The sequence below is a fragment of the Sporosarcina sp. FSL K6-3457 genome, assembly GCF_038007285.1.
Lineage (GTDB): Bacteria > Bacillota > Bacilli > Bacillales_A > Planococcaceae > Sporosarcina.
The window spans coordinates 239,312-264,780 of sequence record NZ_JBBOWX010000001.1; the positions used below are offsets into that span (position 1 = coordinate 239,312).

General features: G+C 41.9%; 24 protein-coding genes and 5 tRNA genes. 26 read left to right on the plus strand and 3 right to left on the minus strand.

The window, feature by feature from the left end; translation table 11 throughout:
- Positions 1-10: 10 nt before the first annotated feature.
- The 15 genes from truA to N1I80_RS01280 all read left to right on the plus strand — a co-directional run bounded on the left by truA (position 11) and on the right by N1I80_RS01280 (position 15,532).
- Positions 11-757 (plus strand): tRNA pseudouridine(38-40) synthase TruA, encoded by a 747-nt coding sequence (gene truA, locus N1I80_RS01210; protein ID WP_340736159.1) that lies wholly within the window; start codon positions 11-13, stop codon positions 755-757.
- Between the two features lie 171 nt (positions 758-928).
- Positions 929-1,366: a 50S ribosomal protein L13 gene (gene rplM / locus N1I80_RS01215; protein ID WP_203247900.1), complete on the plus strand. Its 438-nt coding sequence runs from the start codon at positions 929-931 to the stop codon at positions 1,364-1,366.
- Positions 1,367-1,385: 19 nt separating this feature from the next.
- Positions 1,386-1,778, plus strand: a complete 393-nt coding sequence (rpsI, locus tag N1I80_RS01220; protein ID WP_203247901.1) for a 30S ribosomal protein S9 — start codon at positions 1,386-1,388, stop codon at positions 1,776-1,778.
- Positions 1,779-2,196: 418 nt separating this feature from the next.
- Positions 2,197-3,516, plus strand: a complete 1,320-nt coding sequence (locus N1I80_RS01225; RefSeq protein ID WP_340736160.1) for an ABC transporter substrate-binding protein — start codon at positions 2,197-2,199, stop codon at positions 3,514-3,516.
- 82 nt (positions 3,517-3,598) lie between these two features.
- The gene (locus N1I80_RS01230; protein ID WP_340736161.1) at positions 3,599-4,471 is read left to right on the plus strand and encodes a carbohydrate ABC transporter permease; all 873 of its coding nucleotides are present in this window, start codon (positions 3,599-3,601) and stop codon (positions 4,469-4,471) included.
- A 21-nt stretch (positions 4,472-4,492) separates the two neighbouring features.
- Positions 4,493-5,374 carry a carbohydrate ABC transporter permease gene (locus N1I80_RS01235; protein ID WP_340736162.1) on the plus strand — a complete coding sequence of 294 codons (882 nt, stop codon included), beginning with the start codon at positions 4,493-4,495 and terminating at the stop codon, positions 5,372-5,374.
- A 33-nt stretch (positions 5,375-5,407) separates the two neighbouring features.
- Positions 5,408-7,318 carry a beta-N-acetylhexosaminidase gene (locus N1I80_RS01240; protein WP_340736163.1) on the plus strand — a complete coding sequence of 637 codons (1,911 nt, stop codon included), beginning with the start codon at positions 5,408-5,410 and terminating at the stop codon, positions 7,316-7,318.
- A 30-nt stretch (positions 7,319-7,348) separates the two neighbouring features.
- The gene (locus tag N1I80_RS01245) at positions 7,349-8,395 is read left to right on the plus strand and encodes a lactonase family protein (RefSeq protein WP_340736164.1); all 1,047 of its coding nucleotides are present in this window, start codon (positions 7,349-7,351) and stop codon (positions 8,393-8,395) included.
- Positions 8,396-8,656: 261 nt separating this feature from the next.
- Positions 8,657-9,598, plus strand: coding sequence for an ABC transporter permease (locus N1I80_RS01250; protein ID WP_340739939.1), 942 nt, complete (start codon positions 8,657-8,659; stop codon positions 9,596-9,598).
- Between the two features lie 27 nt (positions 9,599-9,625).
- On the plus strand, positions 9,626-10,522 hold the full coding sequence (locus N1I80_RS01255) for a carbohydrate ABC transporter permease (protein WP_340736165.1): 897 nt from the start codon (positions 9,626-9,628) through the stop codon (positions 10,520-10,522).
- 67 nt (positions 10,523-10,589) lie between these two features.
- Complete coding sequence (locus tag N1I80_RS01260; protein WP_340736166.1) at positions 10,590-12,245, plus strand: extracellular solute-binding protein; 1,656 nt, start codon at positions 10,590-10,592, stop codon at positions 12,243-12,245.
- A 254-nt stretch (positions 12,246-12,499) separates the two neighbouring features.
- Entirely contained in the window at positions 12,500-13,225 is a 726-nt protein-coding gene (locus N1I80_RS01265) for a GntR family transcriptional regulator (RefSeq protein ID WP_340736167.1), read from the plus strand.
- A 176-nt stretch (positions 13,226-13,401) separates the two neighbouring features.
- Positions 13,402-14,178, plus strand: coding sequence for a molybdate ABC transporter substrate-binding protein (gene modA, locus N1I80_RS01270; RefSeq protein WP_340736168.1), 777 nt, complete (start codon positions 13,402-13,404; stop codon positions 14,176-14,178).
- Positions 14,179-14,200: 22 nt separating this feature from the next.
- A complete protein-coding gene (gene modB / locus N1I80_RS01275; protein WP_340736169.1) occupies positions 14,201-14,884 on the plus strand; it encodes a molybdate ABC transporter permease subunit in 684 nt (227 codons plus the stop codon).
- A gap of 12 nt (positions 14,885-14,896) precedes the next feature.
- Positions 14,897-15,532 carry an ATP-binding cassette domain-containing protein gene (locus N1I80_RS01280; protein ID WP_340736170.1) on the plus strand — a complete coding sequence of 212 codons (636 nt, stop codon included), beginning with the start codon at positions 14,897-14,899 and terminating at the stop codon, positions 15,530-15,532.
- Here N1I80_RS01280 and N1I80_RS01285 read toward each other — a convergent pair.
- Positions 15,513-16,454, minus strand: coding sequence for a helix-turn-helix transcriptional regulator (locus tag N1I80_RS01285; protein ID WP_340736171.1), 942 nt, complete (start codon positions 16,452-16,454; stop codon positions 15,513-15,515). The genes N1I80_RS01280 and N1I80_RS01285 overlap by 20 nt on opposite strands.
- Before the next feature lie 144 nt (positions 16,455-16,598).
- Here N1I80_RS01285 and N1I80_RS01290 point away from each other — a divergent pair, with 144 nt between their 5' ends.
- The 3 genes from N1I80_RS01290 (at position 16,599) to N1I80_RS01300 (ending at position 18,969) form a co-directional block, all read left to right on the plus strand.
- Entirely contained in the window at positions 16,599-16,895 is a 297-nt protein-coding gene (locus N1I80_RS01290; RefSeq protein WP_340736172.1) for a rhodanese-like domain-containing protein, read from the plus strand.
- 224 nt (positions 16,896-17,119) lie between these two features.
- Complete coding sequence (locus N1I80_RS01295; protein ID WP_340736173.1) at positions 17,120-17,833, plus strand: N-acetylmuramoyl-L-alanine amidase; 714 nt, start codon at positions 17,120-17,122, stop codon at positions 17,831-17,833.
- Positions 17,834-17,910: 77 nt separating this feature from the next.
- Positions 17,911-18,969 (plus strand): Mrp/NBP35 family ATP-binding protein, encoded by a 1,059-nt coding sequence (locus N1I80_RS01300; RefSeq protein ID WP_340736174.1) that lies wholly within the window; start codon positions 17,911-17,913, stop codon positions 18,967-18,969.
- A gap of 22 nt (positions 18,970-18,991) precedes the next feature.
- On the opposite strand, the gene gerD is transcribed toward N1I80_RS01300, so the two are convergent.
- A complete protein-coding gene (gene gerD, locus N1I80_RS01305) occupies positions 18,992-19,612 on the minus strand; it encodes a spore germination lipoprotein GerD (protein ID WP_340736175.1) in 621 nt (206 codons plus the stop codon).
- A gap of 143 nt (positions 19,613-19,755) precedes the next feature.
- Here gerD and N1I80_RS01310 point away from each other — a divergent pair, with 143 nt between their 5' ends.
- Positions 19,756-20,436, plus strand: coding sequence for a KinB-signaling pathway activation protein (locus N1I80_RS01310; protein ID WP_340736176.1), 681 nt, complete (start codon positions 19,756-19,758; stop codon positions 20,434-20,436).
- A 41-nt stretch (positions 20,437-20,477) separates the two neighbouring features.
- Here the strand turns inward: N1I80_RS01310 and N1I80_RS01315 are convergent, their stop codons facing one another.
- Entirely contained in the window at positions 20,478-21,140 is a 663-nt protein-coding gene (locus tag N1I80_RS01315; protein WP_340736177.1) for a hypothetical protein, read from the minus strand.
- Between the two features lie 191 nt (positions 21,141-21,331).
- Between N1I80_RS01315 and N1I80_RS01320 the strand changes: the two genes are divergently transcribed.
- The 7 genes from N1I80_RS01320 to rocF all read left to right on the plus strand — a co-directional run bounded on the left by N1I80_RS01320 (position 21,332) and on the right by rocF (position 25,144).
- Positions 21,332-21,406, plus strand: a tRNA-Asn gene (locus N1I80_RS01320).
- A gap of 4 nt (positions 21,407-21,410) precedes the next feature.
- A tRNA-Thr gene (locus N1I80_RS01325) sits at positions 21,411-21,486 on the plus strand.
- A gap of 152 nt (positions 21,487-21,638) precedes the next feature.
- Positions 21,639-21,713 (plus strand) — tRNA-Glu (locus N1I80_RS01330).
- A 202-nt stretch (positions 21,714-21,915) separates the two neighbouring features.
- Positions 21,916-22,000: transfer RNA gene (locus tag N1I80_RS01335), tRNA-Tyr, on the plus strand.
- 122 nt (positions 22,001-22,122) lie between these two features.
- Positions 22,123-22,197, plus strand: a tRNA-Gln gene (locus tag N1I80_RS01340).
- 246 nt (positions 22,198-22,443) lie between these two features.
- Positions 22,444-24,147 (plus strand): putative bifunctional diguanylate cyclase/phosphodiesterase, encoded by a 1,704-nt coding sequence (locus N1I80_RS01345; protein ID WP_340736178.1) that lies wholly within the window; start codon positions 22,444-22,446, stop codon positions 24,145-24,147.
- 91 nt (positions 24,148-24,238) lie between these two features.
- On the plus strand, positions 24,239-25,144 hold the full coding sequence (gene rocF / locus N1I80_RS01350; protein WP_340736179.1) for an arginase: 906 nt from the start codon (positions 24,239-24,241) through the stop codon (positions 25,142-25,144).
- Positions 25,145-25,469 lie beyond the last annotated feature (325 nt).

Genomic DNA, 25,469 nt, shown 5'->3' on the forward strand with positions numbered 1-25,469 from the left:
GTCGTTGAAGATGACACGTGTAAAAGCAGTCGTATCGTATGATGGGACAAATTTTGCAGGCTATCAGTCTCAACCAGGCATGCGGACCGTGCAATCTGAAATCGATAAGGCTTTGGTAAAGATTCATAAAACAATCCCTGTGCATTCGGTGGCGAGTGGACGAACGGATGCAGGCGTTCATGCTAATGGACAAGTTATTCATTTTGACACATCACTCGCTCTTCCATTGGATCGTTGGCAGATGGCGTTGAATGTTTTATTGCCCACGGATATAAGAATTGTCAGTGCTGAATATGTCGATGAGGATTTCCATGCGCGTTATTCAGCAAAGGGCAAGACTTATAGCTATCGATGGTCTTATAGTAATGTGCATAGCCCATTTGAGCGAAATTTTTCGGTTCATCTCGGAAATTTACGACCTGATGTGGAGCGCATGCAGGAAGCGGCAAGGTATTTGATCGGCACACATGATTTCACGAGTTATTGTTCAGCTAAAACAGCTACGTCCAATAAAGTGCGGACAGTTCGACAACTAACCTGTGAAAAACAAGGAGACTATCTTGTCATGACGATTGAAGGTGATGGCTTCTTGTACAATATGGTGCGGACCATTGCAGGGATGCTTTTGGCGGTTGGAAGAGGCTGGAATAGTCCAGAAGACGTCAAGCGTATTCTCGAGTTATGTGATCGTAATGAGGCTGGTAAAACCGCACCGGCACACGGTTTGTATTTGGAAAGTGTGACCTATGGAAGCTGAGGCAACTTTTCCTGGTGTTTTTCAGAAATTCGCTTGACTTATTGTGGGATTCGGTATAAGATGGGTAATGGTATTTCAATAACCCCACAAAAAAGCCCCGGAAGGTTAATTGTGTTTAGGGATAGAGAAAACGGAACAATTGAATTGATATTCATTTAGGAGGATAAAAACATGCGTACAACATTCATGGCTAAAGGTCACGAAGTAGAGCGTAAATGGCTCGTTGTCGACGCTGAAGGACAGACGCTTGGTCGTCTTGCTTCTGAAGTTGCATCACTTTTGCGCGGCAAGCATAAACCTACGTTCACACCACACGTTGACACAGGTGATCACGTGATCATCATCAATGCTGAGAAAATCGAACTAACAGGTAACAAATTGAAAGACAAATTGTATCACCGTCACTCAGGTTACACTGGTAGCCTTAAATCACGTACAGCGCTAGAAATGCGCACGAACTACCCAACAAAAATGCTTGAATTGGCTATCAAAGGAATGCTTCCAAAAGGTCCTTTAGGTCGTCAAACATTCAAGAAATTGAACGTATACGCTGGAGCGGAGCATCCGCACGCAGCACAAAAACCGGAAGCATATGAGCTTCGCGGATAATTAAGAGGAGGAAACACCTTTGGCACAAGTACAATATCTCGGCACTGGCCGTCGTAAAAGTTCAGTAGCTCGTGTTCGTTTGGTTCCTGGAGATGGTAAAATTATCATCAACAACCGCGACGCAGAAGACTACGTACCATTTGAAACACTTCGTGAAATCATTAAGCAACCATTAGTAGCAACAGAAACTCTTGGAAGCTATGATATCCTTGTAAACGTCCACGGTGGCGGATACACAGGACAAGCAGGCGCAATTCGTCACGGCGTTGCACGTGCACTTCTAAACGTAGATCCTGATTTCCGTCCAACGTTGAAATCAGCAGGACTACTTACGCGTGATGCAAGAATGAAAGAGCGTAAAAAACCAGGTCTTAAAGGCGCACGTCGTGCACCACAGTTCTCAAAACGTTAATATTTCAAATCAAAGCCCTTTTCCATTCGTGGAAGAGGGCTTTTTATATAGCTTAGGAAATTATAAAATTCTTGTACTGTGGATAAGTCAGAATAGGGTGATTTCTCGTCTAGGCTCCAGCGCCTAGCCCCTCGAGTCGCTTCGGTCTTGCTAGTAAAGGCAAAGGGCGCCTTTACTTTCAAGCCCTCCAGCAGGGAAGGATTGAAGTTCATCCTTCCTACTTGTCGGGGCTGAACAGGCGCTTGCGCTTTTGTTCTATGCAGAAATCCTTTACTGATCGTTGTTCGATCAGTAAAGGTTTTTTAAATTCAGTAAAAATTTAAAAAAGTTATTGATTGTTTCTTATTGATGAGATATTATGTGTATAGACAACTAGACGAGCATACATGATATTGTGGAAAAATGAGGGGGAATATTGATGAGAAGAGGATTCAAAAAGTTAGGTTTACTATCTTTGTTTATGGCGATGTTACTTGTTGTTCTGGCGGCATGTGGCACGGACACAACAGAACCGGAAAAAACGTCAAGTGATACTGAGACACCAAAAGAAAGCGATTCCAAAGTCGAAGAGACTGCCGGAGAAGTAACTAATGCAAGTATTAAAGTTGTTACAACGATGGCAGGTACTGACCCGGCAGGTGCGGTATTTGAGGAATTGCTAAAGGAATTCCAAGCTGCGAATGAGGGGATAAAAGTTACAAACGAATCACAATCAGCTGATGCAGGAACAATCCGTACGAAAATCAATACAGATTTCACTTCTGATAACGAGCCGGAATTAATGTTTTACTTCAACACTGTAGATGCTGAAGGCATTATTAAAGAAGGAAAAGTTATTGATTTGGAAAATGCTGAAGGCGTTGATCTTTCAGGTTATAATTCGATGTTAGAGCAACAAAGAAATGCAGACGGAAAAATCTATGCTGCACCACAAACTGGCTTCTATGAAGCACTCTTTGTAAATGAAAAACTATTTGCAGATTACGGTATTGAACTGCCGACAACTTGGGAATTGTATGAAAAAGCCATCGAGGAGTTTGCGAAAACAGATATAATTCCTGTTGCAGTCTCTACGGAGGATTCTTACTATCTAGTTGAACACTATGCTTTGGCAGCAGGTGGTATGGAGAATTATCGCGCAGAACTAGCTGATAAAAATGCAGCGTGGGCAGAAGGTTTAGATTTAATTGGGCAACACGCAAAAATGGGTGCATTTCCTATGGATGCAGCAACGATCGACCTTTCAATTGCTGCAAGCCTATTCCAGCAAGAACAAGCAGCTATGTTGTTTGAAGGTTCATGGGCATGGGGCAGTATTAAAGAAGCTGGTATTGGAGAAAACGTAACAGTGTTACCAATGCCGATTAAAAGCGGTGGCGTAACTGGCGAGCTAGTTGGTGGGGCTTCGCAAGGTTGGTTTATCAGTACAAAAGCATACAATGATGATACAAAACGCGATGCAACTGTACGATTGTTCAATTTCTTGACTTCTGAAGAAAGTATCTTACGACTAGCAGGGGCAACTGGACAAATTCCTGCAAAAGGTGAGCTGACAGATATCGATCCAAGACTTGCAGTTGGCCATAAATTGATTGCAGATGCACCAGCTATTGACGCACCAATCAATGACCGCATTAATCCAGAGTCATTTACGCATATGAGAACGAGTGTACCGGAAGTTGTTAGTGGAGCTAAAACGGGTGCACAAGTATTGGATGAAGCAGCTGCAATGGAATAAGCAGAAATTGTCGGATTGCTTTGCTGCACCTTTGTGTGGCAAAGCAATCTTCTTACTAACGAAGTAGGTAAAGGAGTATCTTATGAAAAATATGAAAGGCGATAAGCTATTCATCATATTATTTTTAGCCCCAGCGGTGCTGATCACCTCAGTTTTTCTCTATTTTCCTTTTTTCGAAAACTTTTTTCAAAGTTTTTATAAAACGGACGGCTTTTTTAATTCGACCTTTGTCGGATTAGATAATTACAAAAGACTTCTTGCCGATGAAATCGCCAAAAAAGCGACACTGAACTCACTCCAGCTGATGTTATATGTAGCTATCTTCCAAGTTGGTATCGCGTTGCTGTTAGCAGTTATGGTAGATTCGATTAAAGTCGGAGCCGGATTTTTTAGAACGACTTTCTTTTTCCCAGTTGTTATTTCAGGCGCAGCTATCGGTTTACTGTTTACCTTAATTTACAATTACAGAAATGGGCTTTTGAATGAAATCCTAGTGAGTCTTGGCTTTGAGCGTGTATTATGGCTGACAGAACAGTCATCGCTCTACATGGTTGCGATTCCAACAGTTTGGAGTTATGTCGGGTTTTACTTTGTTATTTTCCTGACTGCAATCGGGAAAATCCCACAAGACTTTTATGAGGCTGCACAGCTTGAGGGAGTAACAGGATTCCAAAAGTTAACTAAAATAACGATTCCACTTATTGTTGGCGATATTAAAGTTTGTTTAGTATTAGCCATTACGGGTGCATTAAAGATCTTTGAGCTTGTATTTATCATTACAAGGGGCGGTCCGGCCAGATCTTCAGAGGTGCTTGGGACATATATGTATCAAAAAGCGTTTGTGGATGCAAATGTGGGCTATGGTGCGACACTTGCTGTTTTAATGGTAGTAATTGGTCTGACATTGGCACTTGTTACGAACAAACTCATGAAATCTGAAGATATCACATACTAATTTAAAAAGCGGTGATCACTTTTGAGTACTGATAAAAATCAACTTACTTATTGGGAGAAATTCCAAACTAAGTATTTAATCAAGTCGAAAATCGGGAAGATATTTGTTTATATCGTTTTATCCATTTGGGCTATATCAACAATATTTCCCCTCGTATGGGTATTGCTTAATTCATTTAAACAATCTCGAGATATTATTACCAATACATTTAGTTTTCCGGCGGACCCAACCCTGCAAAACTACATAAATGCATTTAGTACGATTAATATCGGTAAAAGTTATGTAAATAGTTTAATCATCTCAGGCTCGGTAGTTCTGCTCGTTCTTTTCTTTGGCGGATTAGCTTCTTTCGTTATGGCTAGGATGAGTTTCAGACTAAGGGGCGTTATGCAAACGGCTCTGATTGCTTCTTTGCTGATTCCGGCCTTTGCAACGATTGTCCCAGTCTATCGAATGATGATCGATCTGGGGTTTGTTAATACTTATTTAGGGTTGATTATTCCACAGACGGCTGGAAATTTACCTTTTGCTATTCTGGTCATCAGTGGCTATATGGCGACGATTCCTCGTGAACTGGAAGAGGCATCTGTCATTGATGGCTGTAACCGTTGGACAATGTTTCTCAAAGTTTTCCTTCCAGTATCCCTTCCTATTTTTGGAACGGTGGCAACTTTTGTTTTCCTATGGTCGTACAATGACCTTTTCTCGTCCCTTATTTTTGTCGAACATGAAAGCGTTCGACCTATTGTTGTGTTGTTGTCTCAAGTAAGTTCACAGTATGGAACGGATTATGGATTAATGACTGCGGCGATTACGATGACGGTTATTCCGGTAGTCATATTCTACTTGTTTGCTCAAAAAACATTTGAAAAGGGAGCAACGGCAGGCTCGGTAAAAGGATAAGTCGGCAACTAACATTTCAAGGGGAGTGGGTACGTGTTGGATATTCGATTAGTTGGAGATACTTCAGAACTGATGGACGGGATAGGGGAACTGAAAGGAATCTTGAACTTCACTATTTCTGATAGTGGTATTCCGTTAACAATCGAACAACAGGAGGGAAGTAATCTCCGTATTATCTTCAAGGACGGTCAAGGGAAAATTATTTACAACCAAAAAGTTCATTTTTTCAGGGCATTTGGTTTATATATCGAGCAGATGCAGGAAGGCAAGATTGAGTTTGATTTGGTAGAGAGTCCACAATTTTCTACGGTCGGCCCGATGTTTGATCTCTCCAGAAATGCAGTCATGAAAATGTCTGCTTTTAAAGATATGATTCGTAGATTGGCGGTGATGGGATTTAACTCCGCTATGCTCTATATGGAGGATACATTCGAAATCGATAATGAACCTTATTTTGGCTATATGAGAGGTAGGTATAGCCAAGATGAGTTAAAGGCGCTAGATGATTATGCCGACTTTTACGGCATTGAGTTAATTCCATGTATCCAGACTTTAGCCCATTTGGAGGAGTTTCTAAAGTGGAGTGCGGCATCCCGTTATAAGGATACAAGGGGTGCCTTGCTGTTGGAAAGTGAAGAGACTTATTTATTTATTGAAAATATGATCAGCTCTGCGTCTAAGCCTTTCCGTAGTAAGAAGATTCATATCGGAATGGATGAGGCGGAGGAAGTAGGACGTGGAATCTATTTAAACAAGAATGGTCATAAGCCCCGATTTGAATTGATGGCGACTCACCTGCAAAGAGTACTGGATATCGTCGAAAAGAATGGGCTCGAAGCGATGATGTGGAGTGATATGTTCCTTAAACTTGCTAATTCTTCGGGAGATCACTATAGCAAAGAAACGGAAATACCAGATTATATTATTGAAATGACGCCTAAAGATGTCCAGTTGATGTATTGGCAGTATAATGCGACGGACAAAGACCATTATACAAAAATACTAAAGAAGCATAAAACGTTTGGGCGGATGCCAGCCTTTGCAGGTGGTATCTGGGTCTGGAACACTTTTGCAACAAATTATGGATTGTCTTTGGCGGCAAGTGAAGCAGCACTTGCTGCTTGTAAAGAAGAGGGAGTTCAAGATGTATTTGTTACGCTTTGGGGAGATGACGGTTATGAAAATAACTTTTATTCCTCATTATTAGGGTTGCAATTTTATGCTGAACACGCCTATTCTAAAGAGGTTGATCGTGAAAAATTGGCGAAACGTGCAAAGTTTTGCACGGGTATCGAGGCGGGGGCTTATATGCTGTTAAGCAAGTTGGACACACCTCCAGGCGTAGAACCTGACAATAAGGAACAGACGAATCCTTCGAAATTTCTTCTTTGGCAAGATGTCTTATTAGGACTTTTCGACAAGCATGTTGAAGGGCTGGACATGAAGCCATATTATGAAGAGTTGGAGAAGGAGATTAGTGAAACCAGAGATGCGACGGCAGATTTTGACTTTATTTTTGAGGTGCCTGAAAAACTGTCTGCTGTGCTGGCGCTTAAAGCAGGTGTTGGGGTGAAGCTGAAGCAGGCTTATGATGATAACGATATAGATCTGCTTCAACGAATTGCTACCGATGAATTGCCGGAAATTATGGGAAGAGCCAAAGCGCTTCGGGATGCTCATCGTACGCAGTGGTTTGCAGTCAATAAACCGTTTGGTTGGGAGATTATTGATATTCGGTATGGTGGGCTATTCAACCGACTTGATACAGCGATTGAACGAATAAATGACTATGTGGAGAAGAAAATTGATAGCATTGAAGAGCTTGAGCAGGAACGACTATATTATTCCCCGGGAATAGACAATTCGACTGGATTAGGCTGGTGCAGTTATTATTATCGAATGGCCTCTCCGAATGTGTTTTTTCATGTGCTTCCGATTTATTGAGACTTGTGCAAGATGGAAGGGGGCGATGATTTGACGAAACAATATGATGTTTTCATAAGTTGCTATGGTAGCGAAGAAGAGGAGCTTATTCACTGGTTTACCTTTGACGCTCACAATGGCGAGTTAGACAAGGTGGGCTCAACCTCGGGCGTTAAAAATCCATCGTTTGTCACCTTGAATACTTCTTTTAACCGACTGTATGCAGTAAGTGAAGTGGAAAAAGGAGAAACAGTAAGTTATGAAGTCGACTTTTTGAATACGAGTCTGACTGAAATAAACCGGCAGTCTGTTCATGGAAATAGTCCTTGTTACAGTGAGGTAAAGGATGGCAGGTTTTTATTTACCACAAATTACGGGCAAGGAAATGTGACTGTTCAGCCATTAAATGGAGCAGGTGCTATTGAGGGTGCGTCCGATATCCAGGACTACACAGAGGTGGCGGCTTCGCTTGGCGTTGACTCGCATCCTCATGCAATTAGAAATATACCAGGCACAAATCGGTATATCGTGACTGATTTAGGGTTGAATCGTTTAAACGTCTATGAATTTGATGAAGACCAAGCAAAGTTGGTTTTTGTGGAGGAAATTTTGACAGGAGATCGAACAGGTCCTCGTCATATATCCTTCCACCCGACACTGTCAAGAGTCTATGTCATAAATGAACTGGATTCCTCTATTTTGACCTACTCATACAATGAGGATGGGGGAAGCTTGAGGCAGATTCAGAAAGTGAAAACCATTCCCGATGATTACGAGGGGACAAATTATTGTGCGGACATTCATGTAGCCCCATCGGGTTTGTTTCTCTATGCATCAAACCGCGGGCATCACTCAATTGCCTCATTTGTTATTTCCGCTGACGGGATGCTGCAACCATTAGAAAATGCTCCGTCTGGAGGAGAGTGGCCTCGAAGCTTTGCGATTGTACCAGATGGTAAGTTTCTATTGGTGGCAAATGAGCATACGAATCAGGTCAATGTCATGAGCATCCACGAGGATGGTATATTGAGTGATACAGGGAAGTCTTATGCTGTTGATCGGCCTGTATGTGTGAAAATTATTGCTAGAGAAAGTTAATAGCTACAATCAAAAGGCAAGGCTCACCGTATGCATCGGGAGTCTTGCTTTTTTATTGGTAATATGGAAAAACTATGAATAAAAGAACCTTATAAAAAACATCTATTGTCATGCTGATATTTCGTATTACTAAATAAATTAAAATTTGAAAATATATTGACAATTAAAATCGCTACTGGTATAGTCGTCTTGTGGACATGATGGTAAAGTAAAGGGAAAACGGGGTGATAGTCTTTGCAGCAAATCGAGATAGATAAGCCGATGGAGTCTCCTACTATAAAAACAAACAAAAAAAAGAGTCTTCTTCGACGATATTTCAAGCAGTGGGATCTTCAGTTGATGGTTATACCGGGTTTATTGTTTGTATTCGTTTTCAACTATATCCCTATGTACGGTGTGTTGATGGCCTTTCAAGACTACAATATTTTTAAAGGCATGGCAGGAAGTGAATGGGTAGGGTTAAAGCATTTTAAATTGTTCTTTAGCGATGCAAGGTTTTTTGAAATAATGAGAAACACTGTTGTTATTAGTGGATTAAAGATATTAATAGGTTTTCCAGCTCCAATTATTCTAGCGCTCATGTTGAATGAGGTTAGGAAGATGATGTTCAAAAGAGTCGTTCAGACCATCACATATTTGCCGCATTTCTTGTCATGGGTTATTGTAGCGGGTTTTGCCACATCGATTCTAGCAACGGAAAGCGGAAGTTTAAACATCCTGCTTGAGCAGTTAAGATTGATTGATGAACCGATTAACTTCTTGTCCATTGGAGAATACTTTTGGGCGATTATCATTTCTACTAATCTTTGGAAGTCAATTGGTTTTGCCTCTATTGTATACATAGCGGCTATTGCTGGTGTGGATCCACAGCTTTATGAGGCCGCCTCCTTAGATGGAGCAAGTAAATTTAAACAAATGTACTTGATTACGATCCCTTCTATTATGCCAATTATCGTGATATTTTTTATCCTAGAAGTCGGTAATTTATTGAGTGCTGGATTTGAAGATCTACTGTTATTGGGATCCAATCCTATATTACGGCCAGTATCAGATGTAATTGACACGTATGTATACCGAGTGGGAATCAGTAATTCCCTCTACTCTTATGCAACGGCAGTTGGGCTATTTAAGGCAGTTATCAGCGTCATTTTATTGACAGTAGCCAATCAAATTGCTCGTAGGAGTGGTAATAGTTTATGGTGATCAAACGCAAAGTGGGGGTTGAGCGCAGTGAATAAATTAACATTCGGTGATAAAGTGATGGCTACCATTATTTATACAGCGTTGGCATTACTAGCATTTGTGTCTTTTTATCCGTTTTGGAACTCACTTGTGATTTCATTTAATAGTGGACAGGATACAATGCTTGGCGGTCTAACCTTTTGGCCAAGAGATTTTACGTTAGCAAACTATGAACTTGTTTTTAAAGATAAAAGACTTGTGAACGCTTTCTTTATTTCTGTGATGAGAACAGGAGTGGGTACAGTACTTTCTGTTATGGCCACTGCGATTTTAGCTTATGGGCTGTCCAAAAAAGAGTTAATTGGTCGCAAGTACTTTATGATCTTTTTAATTATTACGATGTTCTTTAGCGGGGGATTGATTCCAAGTTTCTTGCTTATTCGCTCATTAGGTCTTATGGATTCGTTTTGGGTAATGATTATTCCTACATTGATTTCTGTGTGGAATATGATTATTTTTAGAACATTTTTTTCACAGTTACCTGCTGGGCTGGAGGAGTCGGCGAAGATGGACGGCTGTGGGTATTGGGCGACCTTTTTCAGGATTGTTCTTCCGCTTTCAGGTCCGGTCATCGCAACGTTGGCACTCTTTACCGCGGTATTCCATTGGAATGACTGGTTCTTGCCAAGTATCTATATAACATCGGAGAATTTGATTCCAATTCAAACATTATTACAAAAAGTGTTGAATGCAAACACTGTCAGTCAATCGATGGGGCAGCTTGATGCAGGTGCGGCGGCACATATGTCTCGATTGACAACGGTTACAGGAAAGTCTTTATCGATGGCGATTATGATGGTAGCCACGATTCCAATTATTTTGGTCTATCCTTTTGTCCAGAAGTACTTTGTTAAAGGTGTGTTGATTGGTTCACTTAAGGAATAATGGATCTTGGTTTGAAGCGTAGGCTTTAAATATATTTTGTGAGAAGAACATAAGGGGGAAAACTAAGATGACGAAAAAGTTTTGGATGTTATTTGCATCATTGTTGCTAGTGCTTGGCGTAGTAGCAGGATGCTCTAGCGATGCTGGAAATGAAGAGGAAACGGATAAGGAAAAGCCGAAGGACGAAGAATCATCCACTGATGGTGAAACTGCAGCTACGCCGTTTGTACTCGGAGATGAGCAGTTGGATATCACGATGTTTGGTAATTATGACTGGTATACAATGCCGCCGTGGGGAGAGGACATCTCTACAGCTTGGATTAAAGAAAACAAAAAGGTCAATGTAACTGCAATTGATGGTGGTGGGAATGCTGCACAACGTCTGAGTACTATGATTGCAGGTAACAGCTTACCGGATTTTATTTGGCTAGATAAAGGTGCCGATGTGGAGAGGTTGCGTCAAGGTGGTGTGTTAGTCCCTTTCGATGATTACTTGGATAAGTATACAAACTTAAGAGATTGGTTCGGTGAAGAAGGACTGAACATGCTTCGTTCTGAAGATGGCAAGCTCTATCAGTTCCCTAACTGGTATAACTCGAAGCCTTTTGGTAATGCTGGTTACGTGGTGCACAAAGGTATTTATGAAGAGTTGGGCTCACCGAAACTTGAAACGACTGATGATTTATATGCTTATTTAACGCTAGTAAAAGAGAAGTTTCCGGATGTAACACCATTTGAAACACATGTGGATAATCAAGGTGTTAGCGTCTTGTATTCTGCATTTAAAGAAGGGCATTCGCCAGGAGATATTCGTAGGCATGCGGTGCAAGAAGGGGATAAGCTTACTTCTATTTTCGAAAGCAAAGAATACTTGGAAACAATGCAATATGCTAGCAAGTTGTTCCGTGAAAAGTTAATTACTCAAGATGCGTTGACACAGGACCTTGATATGGTAACAGCAAAAGTTACAGGTGGGAAAGTGGCTGTTTATGCTTCTGCTAGCCCGACTGAGTTGTCTGCACAAGGACATTACAATATGATTAAAGAAGATCCAAACAGTGGTTATTTCTATATTTGGCCGATTGCAAAAGAAGGCGTAAATAAAGACAATGTCTACCCTGGTGATTTTAGTATGATGGGTTGGAACGTTAGTGTAATTACGACGGCTGCAAAAGATCCTGAAAAAGTATTCGCATTCTTGGATTGGTTGACAGGTCCTGAAGGGCAGTCATCGTTGATCTTTGGTCCAGAGGGTAAATATTGGGATGGCTTTGATGGAGAGGGAATGCCTCAATTCACAGGGGACTATGTTTCTGACGCGGAGGGTGTTGCTAAAGTTGATGGTGACACGGGTAACTTCCAGTGGAACGGAAATTCAAACTTCTTAGATACGGCTAAAGCAAAGTTTACAGCTTCACTACCTTTGGAAGAGCGTCGTTGGGATACACATTGGCAGTATGAAATAACATGGAAAACACAATTAAACGGTACAGAGTTTGAAAATATTAATCCACTTCCAGATTCAGAGGAAGGAAGAATTCAACAAAGTATTAATGAAATTGCTGAAGAAACGAGAGCGCAGGCACTCTATGCGAAAAGTGATGAAGAAGTAGCAGCGATTTTAGCTGCGGCAGCACAAAATGCCAATACTCTTGGCCACAAGCAACTATTGGAATTCCAAACAGAAAAATGGCAAGCGAACTTAGCGAAAATGAAACAATAAATAAGGTTAGAAGGGTATCCCCATCAATGTTTGGGATACCCTTTTACAAATTAAAGTTAACTCGAAAACTAGGTGGAGTTATCAGTAATAACGGGAAGGTAAAAGGGGTATGAAAGGTTGTACGAAAATATAGGTAGTTATACAACTACTATTACTATTATAATTATAATGATATGATGAATGTGATACATATGTTAGATGCTGATTCTTGAAAGAGCAGAAGAAGTATCAATGCCTGAAAGGAGAATATTAATATGATTGATAAAAACTCCCCAATACCAATATATTACCAATTAGAACAGAATATCAAAACGCAAATAGAAAAAGAACTTCTAAAACCAGGAGACTTGCTTCCGTCAGAACGGGAATACGGTGAGAAATATGAAATAAGTAGAATAACGGTTAGACAGGCAATCACAAACCTAGTCAACGAAAGGATACTTTACCGCGTAAAAGGGAAAGGAACCTTCGTGATGGAACAGAAATTGGAACAGGGATTGCAAGGCTTGACCAGTTTTACGGAGGATATGAAAGCTAGAGGTATGACGGCTGGAGTTATTTTACTCAGTTTTAATATAGTTCCTGCGGATAAAAGTTTGGCAGAACAGCTGGGGATTGAGAGTCAGGCCCTTGTGTACGAGATAAAACGAATTCGTCTTGCGGAAGGAACACCGATGGCGTTGGAACGGACTTATATCTCTACAGAGAAAGTTGTAGGGCTCAATGAAGAGGCTGTGAAAAACTCGCTGTATGAGTATATAGAAAAAACGCTACAATTAAAAATAGCTTCCGGCGTACAATTGATAGAAGCCGCAATTGCTAATGAAGAGGAGGTTCTGCATTTGCAAATTGAGAAGGGTTCCCCTATTCTCTTAATGCAGAGACTTACAACCCTCGATGACGGTACAATCTTTGAGGTCGTTAAGTCTTCCTACCGCGCGGACTGTTACCAATTCAAGGTTGATCTTAATAGACTCTGATTCACCTTAAAGCCCTTTCCATTTCATGTGGAGAAGGGCTTTTTGTATGCTTCGACAGTCTATAGGGATTTCCCTATTACTTGGATAATCCCTTGACCTGTAACATGCCCTTATTTATAATTGGTTATGTTGAGTTATAACTAGTTATATATAGCATCTAAATAGGAGGGTTTTTATTGAAAAAAAGAGTATGGCTTTTGGTAGTTAGTTGTTTGCTATTGGTGTTGGCAGGTTGTTCTGCTGGGAAGGCGGATAAGTCAGCTGAACCGGTTGAACTAATGGTATCGGCTGCTGCCAGTTTGACGGATGCTTTAACTGATATGAAAACTAGCTTTGAAAAAGAGCATGAAAATATTATAGTAACTTTTAACTTTGGTAGCTCAGGAAAGCTAGTGCAGCAAATTGAACAAGGTGCTCCGTCGGACGTGTTCTTATCTGCAAGTTCAAAAGATATGAATACATTGGATGAAGGGGCGTTGTTAGTAGAAGGAACACGTATTGATTTTACGGCGAATGAACTGGTGTTGATTACAAATAAAGACGAATCATTAACTGTGGATTCGTTTGAAGATATCGATCCGTCAACGATTGCGCATTTTGCTATTGGAGAGCCAGAAAGTGTGCCGGTTGGACGCTATACAAAAGAAGTGTTAGAGAATATTGGCCTATGGGAGTCATTGCAGGATAAGATGGTGTTAGGCTCAGACGTACGCCAAGTATTGACGCATGTGGAAATGGGCAATGCGGATTTAGGCGTGGTTTATTCAAGTGATGCGAAGATTTCGGACAAGGTAAAAGTATTGGCTTCAGCTAGTGCCGAATGGCATGGGCCGATAGTCTATCCTGGAGCGGTTGTTTCAGAAACTAAACATCCTGAAGAAGCTAAGGCGTTTTTGGCATACTTAACAGGTGATGAAGGAAAAGAAGTTTTGAAAAAATACGGCTTTAAGTAAGTTCGAGGGGAGAATTGAGACTATGACTGACTACACACCATTGATGTTATCGTTAAAAATAGCGGGGATTTCTACTGTTATTGTTTTCATAACGGGTGTGTTTTTTGCTCATCTATTTTCGAGAAAACAATTTTTCGGGAAAAGTATTATCGAATCGTTGTTTCTATTACCGCTAGTGCTACCGCCAACAGTTGTTGGTTTTGGCTTGTTAATTCTTTTTGGCAAAAAAGGATGGATAGGTAGTTGGCTAATTGAGTGGTTTGATATTCAGATTGTGTTTACGTGGATTGGTGCGGTTATTGCTTCGGTTGTTGTTTCTTTTCCGTTGATGTATCAAAGTGCTAGCGCGGCATTTGATAGTTTGGATAGGCGGATGGAAAATGCGGCTCGGACGATGGGGGCTTCAGAGTGGAAGGTGTTTAGGACGATTACCTTTCCGCTCGCCTGGCCAGGATTGCTTGCGGGCTTGGTGCTGTCTTTCGCACGTGGGCTTGGTGAATTTGGTGCGACATTGATGTTAGCTGGTTATATTCCGGGCAAGACAGATACGATTCCGATGGCTATTTACTTTGCGGTGGAATCGGGTCAAATGGAAAAGGCTACTTTTTGGGTTGTCATTATCGTAGCACTCGGCTTTAGTACGATTATGTGGTTGAATTGGTGGAGCAGGCGCAATATGCAGCGGTATAAAAATGGACATACATAAGAAGGTGTTTGAATGTTAGACGTGCGAATTCAGAAAGCATTGGCGCATTTTTCGGTGGATGTTCATTTGAAAGTGGAGGATGAAATTGTTGTTTTGGTAGGTCCTTCGGGGTCAGGGAAAACGACGATTTTGAATGTCATTGCCGGGCTTGATCAGCCAGATGAGGGCTTGGTTACGTTAAATGAGCAAGTGTATTTTCAAGGGAAGGGTCAGTCACTGTCGCCGCAAAAGAGGAATGTTGGGTATCTATTCCAGGATTATGCACTATTTCCGCATATGACGGTGGAAAAAAATATTAGCTATGGCGTTAAAAATAAAATGGCGCTGTCGCGCAGTGACCAATTGCTTAGTGTGTTAGGGATTGGGCATTTAGTCAAAAAATATCCCCACCAAATTTCTGGCGGGGAGAAGCAACGCGTCGCATTAGCGCGTGCATTGGCCACGGAACCCTCTGTATTATTGTTGGATGAGCCGTTGTCTGCTTTGGATCGTGAAACACGTATGGAGTGTCAGGACGAGCTATTGAGACTCCATGAAATGTGGAAAATTCCGTTTATTATTGTGACGCACGATATGGATGAAGCTGAAAAGCTAGGTGATCGCATTCTATTCCTTGAACAAGGGATCATTAAGGAGTCTCGTACATAATTTTCCCTGTCTGTGATAAATCATAGCCGCCAATAGCTTCGAGCTCATTTTGGAAGGACTCCGATTGCACGATGTTTTGCAATAGCTCGATGAGCGCAGTGTTTTGCGGTGTCTTCATAATGACTAAGTCATAATGCTCTTGAATAATGGGGATAAAGTCGACGTCAACGAGGCGGGCGGCTTTTTCAATGCCTACGCCTACATCAGCTTGACCGCTAACTACCTTACTTGCTACTCCGATATGGCTCGATTCCTCCGTGTCATAGCCTTTGACTGTATGGGGGGCGATGCCTGACAGTCGTAATTGCTCATCAATTAACACCCGCGCGCCCGACCCTTTTTCGCGATTCACCATTGTAACGCCTGGTGCAAGAAAGTCAGCCCAGGTTTGAATGTTTTTCGGGTTGCCTTTCGCGACATAAAAGCCTTCCCGGCGCGATAGGAGATGGAGAACGATATAGGAATGTCCGACTAAAATTCTGCGGATATAGGGAAGGTTATAGGTGTCTGTATCCCCATCAAATAAGTGTGTGCTCACAACGTCTGCTTTCCCTTGATACATGGCGACTAGGCTGTTCAAGCTACCAGTATAGGAACGTAGGGGACGGATGGTTGTTGAGCTTTTTTCGAGATAGTTGGCTAGAATATCTAAGCTAATATCCTGCCCACTAATGATAATTTGTCTAAGTGAACTGGAAGCTGGTTCAGGGCTATCAGTCATTGGTGGCGCTGGTTTCATAGCTACATGTCCGCTTTTCATTTGTTCTTTATAAGCATCGAGGTCATGGGCGTCAACACGTATTTGTCGCCCGACACGGTAGGAAGGCAACACCCCTTTTTTGATCAAATCATAAACGGTCAATTTCGATACTTTTAAAATATGGGCAATTTCTTCAGTTGTATAGGAAATAGTGTCATTCATGCTTCAGGCAACCTCCTTGAAAGAGTCTTGTCTTGTAAGTATAGCAAAGCGTGTAGGTATCGCCTAATCGGGTATCGTTTTGTCGTAGAAAAAGGATGGCTATGGTAAAGTGAGGGATAAGAAAAAGTTTGGAGGCGTTAGAGGATGAAAGAAATTACGACGACTGAATTACAGCAATTGTTGGACCAAGGAGAGCAACTCAACTTGGTGGACGTACGCGAGGCGGATGAAGTAGCGCAAGGAATGATTCCAGGTGCGGTCCATATTCCTTTAGGGGAAGTAGTAGAGCGTTTGGATGAGTTAGACAAAGCGAAGTCTTATATTTTAATATGCCGTTCTGGTGGACGCAGTGGGCGTGCTTCGGAATTTTTAGATGGGGAAGGCTACGATGTTACAAATATGGTCGGCGGTATGCTGGAATGGGCAGGAGCAACTGAATAATGCATATAAAAGAAGGACCTTTCGGGGTTCTTTTTTTGTAGTGAAAATCGTGTAGAATGTTGCTTATTTATAGAGAAATATTGTTAGGTTTTGCTGAGACGTTGTTTACCACGCTGGAAAGGATTTAAAGTTTTAACGAAGCATTGCGAACTTTATTTCCAATTAAAAATGGGACATATCTTTGACTAACACTGCGTATAGTGAAGGAAAAAGGCGGTGTCCATATGAAGCGATGGTTTGTCATTGGTTTACTTTTTGTTTGTTCACTAGGAGTCGTCCTCTATGGTGTCAAGGCGTCGGATCGAAACTTTTTCATGCCAGAAGATCTAAGTGGTGTGAAAATCGTTGTGGATCCTGGTCATGGCGGATTGGATGGTGGGGCTTCTTCGGGGGACGTTGTGGAACGTGATATTACACTAAGTATTGCACATGGGCTGAAGAAGCGGCTTGAAAAGAAAGGTGCAACCGTCATTATGACAAGGATGAAAGACGGAGATGCATTGGCAGAGCATGCTCCTGAAGAGAAGTTTACAACAACGCGTGAACGGAAGGTAGCTGATTTAAAGCTAAGAGAGAGGATTGCGATTGATGAAAATCCAGATATGTTCATTAGTGTGCATGTCAATGCTATACCTCAAGAGAAATGGCGTGGGTCACAAGTTTTTTATCATCCGGAGGGGCATGTGGGTGGTAAATTGCTGGCAGAGTCCATACAGGAGTCTTTTCGTGGGGGGTTAAAAAATACGGAACGTAAGGCGATGGCTATTAAAGATGTCTATTTGTTAAAGAAAGTGCCGATGCCTTCTGTATTGGTTGAAACAGGTTTCCTATCCAACCCGGAGGAGCGCAGTTTACTGACGGATCCAGCCTACCAAAATAAAGTAGCGGATGCCATTTTACAAGGGATTATTGACTTTCATCAACTGGAAGAAGAATGAGGCATTTACGAACTTTGTCTGCAAGGTGTTATGGTATACTTGGGGGTGAATGAATATACCTCCAAGGAGTGTCGACATTGATTAATGAGCAAACTGTACGTGAATTGTTAGGTCAGTTGAAGGATCCGTTTTTACATAAAACGCTTGAAGAGACAAAAGGAATTACCGAAGTATCCATCAAGCCAGAGAAAAACCATGTAAGCGTAAAAGTAGCGATTGCAAAAGTGAATACGGCAGAACAGATGCCACTTCAGATGAAAGTTGTTGAGTTATTGAAGGGCGCAGGGGCAGATTCTGTAGGGATCCGTTTTGAGGAATTATCGAGAGAAGTACTTGAACAATTTCGTGGGACAGCGACAGAAGCTGAGGCGCAAGATCTGTTATCTCCGCTAAGTGATGTCGATTTTATATCTGTCGCATCTGGTAAAGGTGGCGTCGGTAAATCAACTGTGTCGGTTAACCTTGCGGTGGCGCTTGCACGTCTTGGTAAAAAAGTCGGGCTCATCGATGCAGATATTTACGGATTTAGTGTGCCGGATATGATGGGCGTGACGGAATTACCAGTCGTTCGTGGAGATCGGATTATTCCTGTTGAGCGTCTCGGTGTAAAAGTGATTTCAATGGGCTTTTTCGTTGAAGATAATGCACCTGTTGTCTGGCGTGGTCCAATGCTTGGGAAAGCGCTTGACCAATTCTTCCGTGATGTCGAGTGGGGCGATTTAGACTATCTTCTACTTGATTTACCACCAGGCACGGGTGATGTTGCGCTCGATATCCATCAAATGATTCCAACATCGAAAGAAATTGTTGTGACAACCCCACATCCAACGGCTGCATTTGTCGCAGCGCGTGCGGGAGCAATGGCGCTTCAGACGGACCATGAACTGCTTGGCGTAGTTGAAAACATGTCTTGGTTTGAGTCGAAAACGTCTGGAGAACGCGAATTTGTCTTTGGGCAAGGCGGCGGCGTTAAGTTAGCGGAAGAACTTCGTACAGAGTTACTTGGACAGATTCCACTGGGGCAACCTGATTGGAATGATGATGATTTTGCGCCATCCGTTTATGCGGATGATCATCCGATTGGTCAGATTTATACAGGGATTGCAAAAAATATTATTAATAAGACAGCAAAATAAGAGCGGGGTGAAGCGGAGAGGACTATTTGTCTCCTCCGCCACTGCCGCTCCCTTCTTTATTTCCACCTGAAGACTCGCTTCCGCCTTGTTCACCACCACCATTGCCTTCCGCCGGTTTGACCTCTCCGGCTTTCAAAATAAGATCCTGCCATTTTGTTTGCAAAAGTGGGCTACTAATAGTTTCTCCAACAACCTTTTCAAGATGTTTTTTCATATTTCCTGACTGCATAACCGTTTCCAGTTGTTTTTGCATATCGGGCTGGCCGAAAAATTCCTCCAGTTCTTTTTGGAATGAAGAATCATCCATCAGCAACTTCATAATCTCCTGCTGTTGTTCTTTCATGCTTTTGGCAATGGTTTCTGTGAATTTTGGGTCTTCAAACGTTTTTTTCCAAAATTCTTCTCCCTTTTTGGATAATAGGGTATCTTCAATTGATTTTTTTACCTCGGGTTGATCCAAGATAAGGAGTTCCTTAAACTCGGGGTCTGCCAACATTTGTTTGATGGCTTTTTTGCCATCTTCAGTTTGTAAGGTGTCCGTCATCATCTTTTTTAGTTCGTCGTATGTAGGACTAGATTGTTGTATCCCACATCCGGTTAACAGAAGGACCAGTAACAAAAAGTGAAAATACTTTTTTTTCATGGAAATCCTTTTCCCTTCCACAAGCATTTTCAATTATTGTTCACAAAATGACGGATAATATGCATGGAGTGTGTAAGTAAATAGATTTTTTATTGAAACGTTGTTACACTATTGGAAGCACTAAAAACTGGAGGACTATTGTCGTGACAATACGAAATTGGATAAAATTCTTTTTTAATGCGTTATTAATCGGAGGAATTGTGACAGCGGTAATGGGATTGATTGTCCGCTGGGAGTTCTTTTCGCAATATTTAACGAATGGTGAGATTTGGCAATTCACTGGAGCTCTACTTTGGATGGTTTTCCTTGGATTCACGATGAGTGTCGTTGCACAAATGGGTTTCTTTGCCTACTTAACGATTCATCAATTCGGTGTCAATATGTTTAAGACATTGACGTTGTGGAATTGGGTTCAGCTGTTGATCATAGCGGTTGTCTTATTTGACCTTATTTTCTTCAGATTCCGTCTGACCTCTGGTGAGACAGGACGGACGTTGCTGTATCTTACTTTACTAGTATCACTTATCGGTGTGTCCGCTATAACCGCTTATTTTAAAGCGAAATGGACGAAGAAGCATACGTTGATTTCAGCCTTTTTTTTCATGATTGTTGTAACAACACTTGAATGGTTACCGGCATTGATGGTACGTTCAGGTAATATCGATTCGTGGGTGACGATTTTGCTTTTCCCGCTACTTGCGGTGAATGCTTACCAACTTTTATCACTTCCGAAGTACAATAGGCAGTCTGATGAGGACAAGGCGAAGCAAGAAGAACGTAAAAAAGCACGAAAAAAAGTTGCATCCGCTTCCAAAGCGAAATAAAAACAGCGCAGTCCCCAAAAATGGTGGCTGTGCTGTTTTCGTTATTCAGGTATTTTTTTTGTTTTCACGGTTGTTTTAAATAGCATATCTTCGATGGTCGTAAATGTTCGACCTTTATAGACCTTTTTCAATTCGGTGAGCAGGATGTGATCATCGCGGTGGTGCGGAATAGAAAGAATTTCGCCTTCTATGACAGGTGGGGAGTCACCTCCGCGCCAAACAACAGAAGAACCAAGTGCATTGACTTCTGCTTCCCAAAGCTGTGTATGTAGGGACTGAGGGAACACTTCATCAACCGTGCGGAACCAAAGTGGCTTTACTCCGAAAGTGGTTTCAAATCGCTTCAGTTGCTGGGTGAATAGTGGTGTGTTCTGCTCATAGACAATCCCTTTAACGCCAAGAAGTCCTACAGGGATATTTTTTTCAGCGATGAGTCGCACAGTTTCGGGGAAACGTTCAGCCCAGTCCATGTCTACAAATAGGAGTGGATATGGCTTGCTTAATCCCTGAATCCACTGTTCCACTTCGACGTCTCCGAATGAAATATTGACGGTCAGTGCCGACCCACTTGTACCTTGAACGATGACAGCTGGCTCCTCTGTCAAGCGGAAGACGCTAGTCAGTGATGCCTGTTCAGGTAATGGGGGAAGGAGTATAAAGAGTCCAAGGCAAGTTATAAAGATAATAAAGTATTTGTTACGCATATGTTGTCCCCCTTGTACACAATCTATTGTAAGTTATGAAAGTCTGTTGACTAATATGCAAAAGATATGGTACTATGTAAAAGTTGCTGTCGGGAAGAAAAACTTTTTTAAAGAAAAGCCTTGAAAAAGAATTTATTCTTGTTATAATGAAATTTGTCATGAAGGACATGCACACCGAAAATAATGATTATTCCGCAGTAGCTCAGTGGTAGAGCAATCGGCTGTTAACCGATCGGTCGTAGGTTCGAGTCCTACCTGCGGAGCCATATTGCTTCCATAGCTCAGTAGGTAGAGTGCTTCCATGGTAAGGAAGAGGTCACCGGTTCGAATCCGGTTGGAAGCTCCAGAGAGCGTCGCTTACATATCTCCGTTAAAATTGGGAGAAGCAAGCAGGTCGAGGAAGCAATTGAGAGAAGGAAGGAGCGTACTCAGGTACGTGACTGACTGAGCGAATGAAGTTGACGCAGTAATGCGAAAGCTTATCGCAATTTTAACTAAGGCCCCTTGGTCAAGCGGTTAAGACACCGCCCTTTCACGGCGGTAACACGGGTTCGAATCCCGTAGGGGTCACCAAATTTTTTTAACACGAGATAATACTTATTTACACTCCCGTTAAAATTGGGAGAAGCGAGCAGAACAAGGAAACGATTGAGAGAAGGAAGGAGCGTACTCAGGTACGTGACTGACTGAGCGAGTGAAGTTGACGCAGTAATGCGAAGCTTATCAGAACTTTTTCGATAAGAATTATCGAAAATAGTTATCCATAATTTAACCTGGTGGGGTAGCGAAGTGGCTAAACGCGGCGGACTGTAAATCCGCTCCCTCAGGGTTCGGCGGTTCGAATCCGTCCCCCACCACCAATTTTTTCAAAACGCACTTTGTTTTGAAAAGAACTTACCTTAAACTCAATACGTAGCGTCGAAAAGAAACATCCTTAACCTCAACAACTAGCATTAAAAAGAGTTAACCTTAATTCTAACCTTGGGGTATAGCCAAGCGGTAAGGCAACGGACTTTGACTCCGTCATTCGTTGGTTCGAATCCAGCTACCCCAGCCATTTTCTGTTTTAGTTTTACCTTACCTAACCATGTTTATTACAATAAGTACGACTGAACCCTTTTCACAAATGAATTGGGTTTTTTTATTGCGTAAACTAAGCGTTATGTGTTTAAAAAAGATTTATTAATAGTAGACTAATAGAAAAGATGAACTTTAATTTAATGGCATACTTTACGTCGGCTTATATACTAAAAAAACTTCAAATGTCTAGATGAGAGGTGACTGCATGCAGGAAGCTTATGAAATGATACAAGAACTAATTCGCCATGGTGGTAGCCGTAGCGAGGAGAAAATACTTAGGGATATTGCACATGCACTGGATCAGTCTGCTATTTTGGCGATTACAGATCGTACAGGGAAAATTATATATGCGAATGAGTTATTCACGAAAATATCACAATATAGCACGGAGGAATTGATTGGCACCACTCATCGAATTGTCAACTCTGGCTATCACCCCCTTGAATTCTTTAGAAATATGTGGGCAACGATAGGGCGGGGAAAGACGTGGCGTGGAGAAATTCGCAATAAGGCAAAAGATGGATCTTATTATTGGGTAGATACAATCATCGTTCCGTTTTTTAATGAAAAAGGGAAGCCCTATCAATATATATCGATTCGGTATGACATTACATCACGCAAAGAGTCTGAGCAAATGACGCAGGATCTTGTGTACTATGATCAATTGACGAATTTACCGAACAGGACTTCAGTTCGCAAAATGTTGAACGAAGAGGTGACGAAGGCGACTGACACTGGGGTGAATTTAGCCTTTGTTTATCTGAATATCGATCGCTTTCGTTATGTGAATGACTCATTTGGTCATGAGGCAGGTGATTACGTTTTGTCGGTTATTGCAAAAAGGTTAAAGGACATGCTTCAAGGAAAACATATCATAGGAAGGCTCTCAGGTGATGAGTTTGCGCTGCTGTTAAAAAACATAAAGGATGCCGAACATGCTGAACAAATGACGCAGGAAGTTAAACAATGCCTTGAGGAACCGATTGAGTTGATGGGGCAGTCGCATGTACCGTCAGTAAGTTTTGGTATAGCACTTTACCCTGAACATGCTACGAAATCATCTGAGTTGGTCATGAAAGCGGAAAAAGCGCTCAGTAGTGCGAAGTCCCATGGCGGTAGTGGTTTTGAAATGTACCAACATGGTACGGCTACTAAAACATTGGAACGGATTTTATTGGAAAATGAGTTGAGGAAAAGTGTGCAGCTCGGTCATTTTAATCTTGATTATCAACCGAAGGTGAATTTGACGACGGGCGAACTGACTGGAGTTGAGGCGCTTGTCAGATGGAATCACCCTGATCTTGGAAGGATACCACCTGATCGATTCATTCCAGTGGCGGAAGAGACAAAAATTATCCTTCCACTTGGAGAATGGATTTTACGCGAAGCTTGCACGCAGGCTAAAAAGTGGCAAGATAGCGGATATCAGCCCTTTAGGACGGCTATTAATATGTCTGCTGTCCAATTGGAAGAGTCGACGATTGTCAAAACAATTACAGAAATTCTTGATGAAACCGGAATTACACCAAATTTGATCGAAATTGAGTTAACTGAAAGTGCATTTGCGAATCGGAAAGATATGCGGAAGACGGTTCGGGAAATAAGGGAACTAGGTATTACTGTGTCGATTGATGATTTTGGAACAGGCTATAGTACATTTAGCTATATTCAAGAGTTACCTGCCGATATATTGAAAATCGATATGTCTTTTATTCGAGAGATACACGAGAGTGAAGAGAGTCGAGCGATAGTCGGGGCGATTGTGACCTTGGCGGATATAGTGGGCCTGAATGTCATCGCAGAAGGTGTTGAGTTCGGAGAACAAGTCGCTATTTTGAAAGAATTGGGCTGTCGTGAGGGGCAAGGTTATTATTACAACAAGCCGATATCTCCAGAGGGTTGCGAATCCTTTATGAAAAAAGCATGAATAGCGAATAAATATTCAGAAAGTTGTCGAGTTGAGTCAAAGCCTCTCTGGGACTTACAATAGAGATATTGTGAAGGGGAGGTATTTGGATATGGAGCAACTAGCTATTTCAATTATTGGGGTACCGCTTGATTTTGGTCAAAGTCGCCGCGGGGTAGATATGGGGCCGAGTGCTATTCGTTATGCGGGTGCTGTCGGAAGAATTGAAGCGATTGGTCACCAAGTGATGGATGAAGGGGATATCCAAGTAGATGTTGCGAAGCGCAAGGAGCATAGCGATTCGACATTGAAAAACTTGGATGAGGTTATTCAAGCGAATACGGCACTTGCGATGAAGGTGGCGGAAGTGGTCGAGGCAGGTAGATTCCCACTTGTATTAGGTGGAGATCATAGTATCGCTATCGGAACACTAGCGGGTCTTTCTGATAAATACAGCAATCTTGGCGTTATTTGGTACGATGCACATGCTGACTTGAATACAGCAGAGACATCACCGTCAGGCAATATTCATGGTATGCCACTTGCTGCTAGTATCGGGCTTGGACATGAGGGTCTCGTTAATTTATATAGTGCAAAGCAGAAGATTAAGCCGGAGAATGTGATTATCATCGGAGCGCGTTCTGTTGATCCGGGTGAACGTCAATTGATCAAAGAGCAAGGCATTAAAGTATTCACGATGCATGAAATCGATCGTGATGGGATGACGGCGGTTATGGAAGAGGTGATTGCTTATTTGCGTTCACGGGATGTCGATGGTGTGCATCTGTCCCTCGATCTTGATGGACTTGACCCGCTATACACGCCGGGAGTTGGAACGCCGGTACCAGGTGGCATCAGTTACAGAGAAAGCCATTTGGCAATGGAAATGTTAGAAGACTCTGGACTGATTACTTCAGCTGAATTTGTGGAAGTGAATCCGATTTTGGATGAAAAGAATAAAACAGCAGACGTCGCAGTTGGTTTAATGGGCTCGTTATTCGGAGAAAAATTACTATAACTTATAGAAATGCCATGGAGGAATTCAATTTCTTCTTGGCATTTTTGATTTCAATACATAGGTGCTATTGTCAATTAAAACTATTCTGGCAAGAAGGAGGAAAAGGTCTATCATTTCTGTTAAAATAAAATTAACTTGAATTCGCAGAAGTTCCTGCGAATTCAAGTTAAGAGGCCTCCGGCGGATGTCACAAATTTTGAAAGGAGTTAATTGCGCAAGCGCAATTCAAAATTTGGACGCAATTATGCCGAGGCATAATTGATTTTTAAAAAAATGAAACCTGTCGACACCTTCATACGTATAGAAGAGACAGCCGCATAGAGCG